Genomic DNA, 8,893 nt, shown 5'->3' with positions numbered 1-8,893 from the left:
CCCCCCCCCCCCCCCTCCCCGGTTGCGCCTTTGGCGCAACCGCATCTCCCTCCGCTCAGCCGAAGATCAGGAGGACAACGATCCCGCCCGTGATCAACAGGCAGCCGGTCACTTCGCGCGGCGCAATCTTTTCGCGAAAGAAGAACACCGTCGCCGCAAAGGTGAATAAAAGCTCGATCTGACCAAGCGCCTTTACCACTGCGGCATTTTGCAGGGTCATTGCCGCAAACCAGCACAGCGAGGCCCCTGCCCCACAGATGCCCGCAAAAAGCGATACTTTCCACGCCTTTGCGATGCGGGAAAACTCTTCCCGTTCACGCCAGAGCATCCAGCCCGCCATCACCACCACCTGCACCAGCAGCGTTGCAACCAGCGTCAGGGTCGCCTGGGTCAGGAAATCGGGCCCTCCGAGCGAAAGCGACGCCGCCCGGTAAGACACCGCCGATATCCCGAACATCGCCCCGGACCCCAGCCCGATCAGCGCGTTGCGCGAGAAGACCGAGGTCAGGAGGCTCCGCCAGCCCCCCTGGACATGCGCGACCGATATCAGCATCACACCCGCCACGCTGATCGCGATCGCCGCCAGCGCACCCGGCGTCACCCGCTCGCCCAGAAAGATCAGGCCGAACAGCGCCGCCTGTGCCGGCTCTGTCCGCGAATACGCCGTACCGACCGCAAAATTCCGAAAGGAAAACAGGTGGATCAGCAGGAATGTCCCCGCGATCTGCGCCAGCGCTCCGATCAGCACCCAAACCGCGAACTCGATCTGCGGCACCGGCAGTGGCCCGCGCCCCGAGGCCAGCACCCCCGCCAGCATCAAAAGCGCCACCGGCAGACCAAAGCCAAAGCGCACGAAGGTCGCGCCGGTCGTGCCCATCGCGCCTTTCAGATGCTTCTGCGCGGCCGAGCGCAGGTTTTGCAAAAAGGCCCCGGCAAGGGTGATCGGGATCCAGATTTCCATGCTCAGAACCTCCAGTTTCCAAGGCGACTATGCGAGCCGGGCGCCACTGGCAAGCGCTCTGGTCATGCGCCATTCCCCCAGGACAGCACGCACCCCGGTGAAAGCGCCAGGATGAAAACGCCCAAATGAGAGTACCCGGAAAGCCCTCCCTTGCGCCTCGGGGCATTTCCCTCCAGCCTCACGGGCAACCCGATTTCAGGATGCCCGATGCGCGCGTTTTCTCCTGCTGCCCTTGCCCCTTTTGCCGCCGGCTTTCTCATCGCCGCCCCCGTCTTTGCCGCCTGCCAGGGGGAGAGCCTCTTTGAATGCCGGATCGGCAAGAAAGAGCTGGAAGTCTGCCGCACCGGCAGCGCTGTGAACTATCGCTTCGGCCCGCCAGGCAAGCCCGAACTGCAGATCACCACCACGCTGAGCGACCTGCAGTATCAGCCCTGGCCTGGCGTCGGCCGCACGATCTGGGAGGCCGTTACATTCCATAATGACACGACCAGCTACGATGTCTGGTCCGGGTTTGACCGGCAGGATCCGGATGCAAAGCTCGAAGGCGGGGTGAATGTGCTCAGGGGCGAGACGCTGATCGCCGCGCTCGACTGCACCGAAGGCTCGGTCCGAAGCGGGCTCGACCTGCTTTACGGCGCGAAAGAGGGTATCGGCCAATGCTGGAGCTTTGACGATAAGGCCTGGATCACCGGCTCTTGCGACTGACAGCTGACGCCGACCCAAGGTCCTGCCCACTTTCGGCGCCACGCGCGTCTGAGCCAGGGCTTTGGCTTTCGCACCTTGCCTCACGCCGGATCGGTTTTCCCAACCGGCGGCAGGGCTGCGGGCGGTTTCTCCTGCCCCGCGAGTTGTGAAGCGGAGGGCCTGGCCCCTTCCCAGGCCTCGCACATTGCGAGAAGGCAGCTCAGCCCATCGGCGTAGTTTTGAAGCAAGAGCCAGTTGCCATCTCTATCGGCACGGATCTCGATCATCGCCTCGGCATCGCGCAACCCCTGGCCCTGCGCGGTAAAATCACGCCCATGTTCCAGACGCGCCAGCAATTTTGCCCTTGGCCCGCAGATCGTCTCACCACCGGGACCTTTCGCCTGGCCTTTTGCTGGGTCTTTCGCCAATGCCTCCTGCGCCGCCAGCGGCATCCCGGCTGCGACATTCGCGGCAAGGCAGACTGAAAGAAGGACGATTCTCTGCGTCATACATGGAATCGTAACATGAAAATGACGCATGACATGTGAAAACGCATCCCGCCGGCGCACAAGGTTTGAGTCCTCGCGGCCACACCTGGCCCGCACAATATCCGGTGGTTAACTTTTTCCCTTTCCCCTCATCCGGTGGTGGTGCCTATAGTCACGGCAATGAACCGGGGGTAACACCCGGTCTTGAGGCAGGCCAATAACAACAAGCAAGGAGGGCGCGATGCGCTGCCCGTTCTGCGGTAATATCGACACCCAGGTGAAGGACTCGCGTCCCGCCGAAGATCACGTCTCGATCCGTCGTCGCCGTTTCTGCCCCGCCTGTGGCGGGCGTTTCACCACCTATGAACGCGTGCAGCTGCGCGATCTGGTTGTGGTCAAATCCAACGGCAAACGCGAGGATTTCGACCGCGACAAGCTGGAACGCTCGATCCGGATCGCGATGCAGAAACGCCCGATCGACCCGGAACGCATCGACCAGATGATCTCGGGCATCGTGCGACGGCTGGAAAGCATGGGTGAAACCGATGTACCCTCGCGCACCATCGGTGAAATCGTGATGGAATCCCTCGCCAGGATCGACACGGTCGCCTATGTTCGCTTTGCCAGCGTTTACAAGAACTTCCAGGCTGCGGGTGATTTCGACCGCTTTGTCAGCGAGCTCCGGCCCGCCACGGACAAGAGCGAGGAATAATCCCCCGGGGCCAGATAAGGCCCCGGAGCGACCATGACCCGCCAGATCGACGAGACCCATATGACCCATGCCCTGCGCCTCGCCGCGCGGGGCAATGGCACATGCTGGCCCAACCCTTCGGTCGGCTGCGTGCTGGTGAAAGACGGGCGGGTCATCGGGCGCGGCACCACACAGCCCGGCGGGCGGCCTCATGCAGAACGGGTGGCGCTGGCCCAGGCGGGCGAGGCCGCGCGCGGCGCCACCGCCTATGTGACGCTGGAACCCTGCGCCCATCACGGCAAGACCAGCCCCTGCGCCGAAGCGCTGGTGGCGGCGGGCGTCACGCGCGTCGTCACCGCCATCACCGACCCCGATGCCCGCGTCGCCGGTCGGGGTCATGCGATCCTGCGTGCAGCCGGTATCGAGGTGACCGAAGGCATCCTCGCGGCCGAGGCCACTGAAATCACCGCAGGTTTTCTGAAGCGCGTGACACGCGGCCTGCCCTTCGTGACGCTGAAACTCGCAACCACACTCGATGGCCGCATCGCAACCGCCACGGGCGAAAGCCGCTGGATCACCGGGCCGGAATCGCGCCGCGCGGTTCATGCGATGCGGATGGATCATGACGCGGTGATGGTCGGTTCCGGCACCGCCCGCGCCGATGACCCGGATCTGACGGTGCGCGATATGGGCGCGGCCCGCCAGCCCATGCGCATCGTGATTGACAGCCGGCTGAGCCACCGCCCCGACAGCCGCCTCGGCCGCACGGCGCGCGAGGTGCCGGTCTGGCTGCTGCATGGCCCCGATGCGCCCGTCCCCGCACAGACGGCCTGGGCTGCAACAGGCGCGAAACTGCTCTCCTGCCCCATAACCGGGCCCCATCTCGACCTGACGGCCGCATTGCAAACCCTAGCCGCCGAGGGGCTTACCCGCATTTTCTGCGAAGGTGGCGGCAGCCTCGCTGCAGCCCTGATCCGCGCGGGCCTCGTTGATGAGCTGGTAAGCTTCACCGCAGGCGCGCTGATCGGGGCAGACGGGCACGCTGCCATCGGGCCGCTGGGGCTCGGCGCCCTGCAAGACGCGCCGCGCCTGCGGCTGATCGCGCAGCGCCGCATCGGCCCCGATACCCTCAGCCGCTGGAAATTCTGACGCCCGCCCGCCACAGAGAAACAAGGCGCCCGTGTGGAACGCCCCGCCCCCTGCCGAAAGGCTGCGGCGTGCTTGTGGCCCCCGCGCGCCCTCGGAAATCAGAAATCGGTCGGCGCGCCGCCTTCCTGTTTGCGCCGCGCCACAAAGCGCGCAAGCTCTTCCTGCGCAGTATGATCCATCGCCGGAGGCTCGAATTCCGCGAGGATCTGCTTATAGATCCGATGCGCCCGTTCGGCGGTCCAGGTCGCCCCATCCAGCGCCCAGGCCTCATAATTGCGCCAGTCGCTGGCAAAGGGCTGATAGAACGCCGTCTGATAGCGTGCCTGCGTATGGGCGCAGCCAAAGAAATGCCCCCCCGGCCCCACTTCGCGGATCGCATCCAGCGCGATATCCTCCTCGGCGCTCGCAAAGGTCGCTTCTTCGAAATAGCGCTGGATCATTTGCAACACTTCGCAATCCATCACGAATTTCTCAGGGCTCGCGATCAGACCGCCCTCCAGCCAGCCCGCCGCGTGATAGACCATATTGGTCCCCGACTGCACGGCGGCCCAGAGCGAATTCGAGGTCTCCCACATCGACTGCCCGTCGGGCACATTGGCCGCGCAAACGCCGGAGGACCGCATCGGCAGGCCGTAATATCGCACCAACTGCCCGGTCATCTGCGTCGCACGCATATATTCCGGCGTGCCAAAGGCCGGCGCGCCGGATTTCATATCGACATTCGAGGTGAAGGTGCCGATCGCCACCGGACAGCCCGGATTGATATACTGGAGCAGCGCCACCGCCGCCAAAGCCTCGGCCAGTGACAAAGCCACCGCCCCGGCCATCGTGACCGGCGCCATCGCACCTGCCAGGGTGAAAGGCGTGATCACCACCGGCTGCCCGCGCCGCGCCAGCCGCATCGCACCATCGAGCATCGGATAGTCGTGCTTCAGGGGCGAGACCGAGTTGATATTGGTATACATCCTTGGCTTTGCATCGAATTCCGAATGCGAAAGCCCGCCCGCGATGCGGACCATCTCCATCACATCCTCAACCCGTTCGGCGCCCAGCGAATAGGCGTGAACCACCTTATCCGTCACCACCAGCTTTTCCTGCAGACAGTCGAGGTGCCGCACGCTTGCGTGAATATCAATCGGTTCGACCGGATAGCCGCCCGCGACATGGATACAGTTGAAATACTGCGTCAGTCTGATGAATTCCTGAAAACTCGCGAAATCGCCGGATCGCTTGCCGCGCTCCAGATCCCAGGAATTCGGCGGTGACGACACATTCACAAACACCATATGTTTGCCGCCGATCACGATCTCCCGCTCGGGGTTGCGCGGCGTGATGGTGAATTGCGATGGCGCATGGCCCAGCATTTCCATCACAAAGGCCTCATCCATCCGCACATTGGTGCCGCTGATGATACAGCCCGCGCGGCGCATGATCTCCAGCGCTTCCGGGTTCAGGAATTCGATGCCGATATCTGAGAGGATTGTCATCGCGCCTTTGTGGATACGCTGCACACCGTCGGCATCCAGCGGCTCAGTCGGGCGGTCGGGGTTCAGCGGGATCCGCCAGGGCATCTGTTCAACGGCCAAAGCGCCGCGAGACTTCATCCCTGCGCGCCCGCCGCTGCGTTTGCGCCGGCCCGTGTCAGCCCCGCTGTCAGAAGCGTGGTCACCTGCCTGGAACCCTGAATCCCCGGTCATCTGCGGCCCTCCCTGAAGCTCCGGGCGTGCGGCCCGGTCAGGAATCACGATGACCGAGCCTGCCCGCAGAGGCGCAACAAACCGGCGACATGCTTATGTCGTTTTTGGCGCGCGCCTGCAGATAATCAGTCCGACAGCTGATCCAGCCAGGCCGGCAGCGCACCGATATCACGCAAGACCAGATCGGCATGCGGCGCCAGATCGGCCTCGGTGGCGATCCCGGTCAGCACCGCGATCCGCGTCATGCCCGCCGCGTGCCCCGCCTCCATATCATGGCGCGAGTCGCCGATCATCGCCACCCGCTCGGGCCTGAGCCCCTGTTCGCGCAGAAAGGCGTTCAGCATCCCAGGCGCCGGTTTCGCACCATGGCCGCTGTCATAGCCGGCGATGAAATCAACCAGCCCGGTCAGGCCATGCGCCGCCATATGCGCCCGTGCCGGACGTTCGGAATCATTGGTGACGATGCCAAGTTTCAGCCCCCGCCCCCGCAGCGCGGTGAAAAGCGGCACCAGCGGCACCGCCTCGACCATCCCCGCCAGGGCTGCCGCCTGGTCGATCCGCCCGGTCAGTTCGGCCAGCCCGGCCCCTGGCAGATGCGGCTGCAGCGTTGCGGCAATATCCGCCGCTGTCGCCGCGATGACCGGGCTGTCGGGGCGAAAATCATTGGTATCAGGCAGATAGCCGACAGCCGCTGCCAGCCGGCTGGCATGATCCGCATCGGTCGCGATCTGGGTCAGAAAGCTTTGCGCCCAGGCGCCCCAGCTTTTGCGGAAGTCGAAAAGCGTGCCGTCCTTGTCGAAAAGCAGGGCGTCGATCATCACTCGGGTTCCTCTGGCTGCGGCCCTTTGCACCATAGGACCGGGGGGATGTATCAGGATCGTCTCACAGATCACAGCCGCCGCCGAAAAATACGGCCGGATCAGGGCGGCTCAGGTCCAGTCGGGCACCTCGCCCCCGGGCAAAGCCGCCCGCGCTGCCGCCACCTCTGCGGGCGCATGCCCCGCCCCGGCCGCGAATTCAATGACCCGCGCATCATCGCCCAGCAGGAAATCCATCACCGCCGCCAGGACCTCTGTCTCGCCGGCCCGCGCCTGCAATTCCAGGATCCCGATGCCGCTTTGCGCCAGGAACGGGCCAATCCGGTCTTCATCCGCTGCAAGCCAGGCCAGGGCCTGAAGGGCCAGGATCTGCGCGTTTTCCTGCTGCGTCATCGGGGGGGGCTCCTGCTCTCATCGCGCGCATCCGAAGCTTCATCCATCCCACAGCCATCGGCAGCCGGCAATGGCGCATGTCCCGGCTGAGCCGGGCCGGGTCGCGAAAAGAGGCAGGGAACCCACACGAGATCTTTGGAAAGATTACTGACAGTTTACCTTCCGGGAGAATGTTTTTCTAACCGTGACCCCGGCCTCAGACCTGGCCCTTGCTGTTATCCAGAGCTTTACCCACAGATTCCAGGATTTATCCGCGAAAGGTGAGCAGGATCGAAGCGATTTGAAAGGATTTATTAACCATCCGCATAACAAGATCCTGACTGATGAAACCGCACTGTCTTTCCTGCATCCGACCAACCGATGATCCTCAATCAGACTTGCCGTCCCGCCGCCCCCATCCTGCGATAACCCCCGTCATTGCCCGCCGCGCCCCGTTCCGACCGACCTTCCAGCAGGGAAGCCTGATATGCCACGCCGTATCCTGATCGCGGACTCTATCCCGGCAAACCGGGTCATCTTCCAGGTCCGGCTGAGCGATGGTTTTTTCCGGCCCCTGGTGACGGCGGATGCCACCTCCTGTCTGCGCGCGGCACGGCGCGAACGTCCCGATCTGATCGTAATCGATTGTGACCTGCCCGATATGCCCGGCCCGCAGGTGATCACCGCGCTGCGCAGCGATCCGCGCACCCGCAACCTGCCGGTGATTGCCCTGATCGCGCCAGACACGCCAGAGGGCCGGCTGGACGCGCTGCAGGCGGGCGCCGATGACGTGATGGTCAACCCTCCCGATATGTTTGTCCTGCTGGCGCGGATCCGAAATCTGCTGCGCCAGCGCGAGGAAAGCCAGATGATGTCGCGCGCCTGGGGGTGCGAGATCCCCGAAATGCTGGGCCTCGCAGACCGCAAGGGCAGCTTTCTGCCGGTCGGCCCAGTCGGCCTGATCGCCGCCCGGCCCGAGACCGCGCAGGCCTGGAAACAACAGCTGGACCCACGGCTGCGTGATCATGCGCGCGTGCATGCCCCTGCGGAAGTGGCGAGCTATGGCGAACAGGCGGCCCATACCCATGTCTTCCTGATCGAGGCCGATACCGGCACCCATGGCGGCGGTCTGCGGCTGATGACCCAGCTTTCCGGCATCTCGCATTTCCGCCACAGCATGTTCTGCATTCTGGCGCCGGAAACCAGTGACACCGCCGCGCTGGCCTTTGATATGGGCGCCCATGACGTGATCGACCCTTCTGTCAGCGCCGAAGAGCTGGATCTGCGCATCCGCCTGCTTTTGCGGCGCAAGCAACAGGCTGATGCCGAGCGGAGCTCGATCGAGGCCGGGTTGCGGCTTGCGATCATCGACCCGCTGACCGGCGCTTATAACCGCCGCTATGCTTTCCCGCGCCTGGCAGGCATCGCCGAACAGGCGGCCGTCGAGGGCAGCGAATTCGCGGTGCTGGTGATCGACCTCGACCGGTTCAAATCCGTCAATGATTGCTATGGCCATACCACCGGCGACACTGTCCTGGTCGAAGTGGTCCGCCGCCTGCGCGACAATCTGCGGATCGACGATATGCTGGCGCGGATCGGGGGCGAGGAATTTCTGATCGCCCTGCCCGAAACCACTGCCGCCGAGGCGCAGCGCATTGCCGAAAGGCTGCGCTGCGTGGTCGGCGCTACACCGGTCGATGGCGGCAATGGGGTCGCGCTCAGCGTGACGGTCTCCATCGGCGTGAAAACCGGCGGCGGCCCGATGGCGCCTTCCGAGGATATCACTGCCATGGTGGATGCGGCCGATGGCGCGCTTTTGCGGTCGAAGACCCTCGGCCGCAATGTCGTGACGCTCAGCCATTCCCCGGTGTGACGCCAACACGTGACGCCATCCTGTGGCGCCACGGTGATCTCGCCCGGCCGGAAGAGCCCGAGTCCAGCGCCTTGCCAAAACCGGGCGCCAGACCTCGCCCTCGCGTCCTCAGGCCAGGCAGGCCGCAACTGTCTGTGCAGGAGAGCTGCGGGCAGCCCCT

9 protein-coding genes are annotated in these 8,893 nt (G+C 64.4%); 4 read left to right on the top strand and 5 right to left on the bottom strand.

All coding sequences use genetic code 11. The features are described from left to right. Positions 1-55 precede the first annotated feature (55 nt). Entirely contained in the window at positions 56-961 is a 906-nt protein-coding gene (locus M3484_RS19180; RefSeq protein WP_249498791.1) for an EamA family transporter, read from the bottom strand. Between the two features lie 207 nt (positions 962-1,168). On the opposite strand from M3484_RS19180, the gene M3484_RS19175 reads away from it, so the two are divergent. After that, positions 1,169-1,666, top strand: coding sequence for a hypothetical protein (locus M3484_RS19175; RefSeq protein WP_249498790.1), 498 nt, complete (start codon positions 1,169-1,171; stop codon positions 1,664-1,666). Between the two features lie 80 nt (positions 1,667-1,746). On the opposite strand, the gene M3484_RS19170 is transcribed toward M3484_RS19175, so the two are convergent. Next, the gene (locus tag M3484_RS19170) at positions 1,747-2,154 is read right to left on the bottom strand and encodes a hypothetical protein (RefSeq protein ID WP_249498789.1); all 408 of its coding nucleotides are present in this window, start codon (positions 2,152-2,154) and stop codon (positions 1,747-1,749) included. A 220-nt stretch (positions 2,155-2,374) separates the two neighbouring features. On the opposite strand from M3484_RS19170, the gene nrdR reads away from it, so the two are divergent. Further along, the gene (nrdR, locus tag M3484_RS19165) at positions 2,375-2,845 is read left to right on the top strand and encodes a transcriptional regulator NrdR (protein ID WP_249498788.1); all 471 of its coding nucleotides are present in this window, start codon (positions 2,375-2,377) and stop codon (positions 2,843-2,845) included. Positions 2,846-2,878: 33 nt separating this feature from the next. Beyond that, the gene (gene ribD, locus M3484_RS19160; protein ID WP_249498787.1) at positions 2,879-3,973 is read left to right on the top strand and encodes a bifunctional diaminohydroxyphosphoribosylaminopyrimidine deaminase/5-amino-6-(5-phosphoribosylamino)uracil reductase RibD; all 1,095 of its coding nucleotides are present in this window, start codon (positions 2,879-2,881) and stop codon (positions 3,971-3,973) included. Between the two features lie 98 nt (positions 3,974-4,071). Here the strand turns inward: ribD and M3484_RS19155 are convergent, their stop codons facing one another. The 3 genes from M3484_RS19155 to M3484_RS19145 all read right to left on the bottom strand — a co-directional run bounded on the left by M3484_RS19155 (position 4,072) and on the right by M3484_RS19145 (position 6,881). Further along, positions 4,072-5,670: a trimethylamine methyltransferase family protein gene (locus M3484_RS19155; protein ID WP_249498786.1), complete on the bottom strand. Its 1,599-nt coding sequence runs from the start codon at positions 5,668-5,670 to the stop codon at positions 4,072-4,074. A gap of 125 nt (positions 5,671-5,795) precedes the next feature. Beyond that, positions 5,796-6,488 carry an HAD family hydrolase gene (locus M3484_RS19150; protein WP_249498785.1) on the bottom strand — a complete coding sequence of 231 codons (693 nt, stop codon included), beginning with the start codon at positions 6,486-6,488 and terminating at the stop codon, positions 5,796-5,798. Positions 6,489-6,599: 111 nt separating this feature from the next. Next, positions 6,600-6,881: a DUF3572 family protein gene (locus tag M3484_RS19145; RefSeq protein ID WP_249498784.1), complete on the bottom strand. Its 282-nt coding sequence runs from the start codon at positions 6,879-6,881 to the stop codon at positions 6,600-6,602. Between the two features lie 466 nt (positions 6,882-7,347). Here M3484_RS19145 and M3484_RS19140 point away from each other — a divergent pair, with 466 nt between their 5' ends. Further along, the gene (locus M3484_RS19140) at positions 7,348-8,733 is read left to right on the top strand and encodes a diguanylate cyclase (protein WP_249498783.1); all 1,386 of its coding nucleotides are present in this window, start codon (positions 7,348-7,350) and stop codon (positions 8,731-8,733) included. Positions 8,734-8,893: the final 160 nt, after the last annotated feature.

It is taken from the genome of Pseudomonas sp. GX19020 (assembly GCF_023371075.1).
Taxonomy (GTDB): domain Bacteria; phylum Pseudomonadota; class Alphaproteobacteria; order Rhodobacterales; family Rhodobacteraceae; genus Pseudogemmobacter.
The sequence above is the reverse complement of the archived record's forward strand: the minus strand, read 5'-3'. Positions and strand labels throughout refer to the sequence as shown.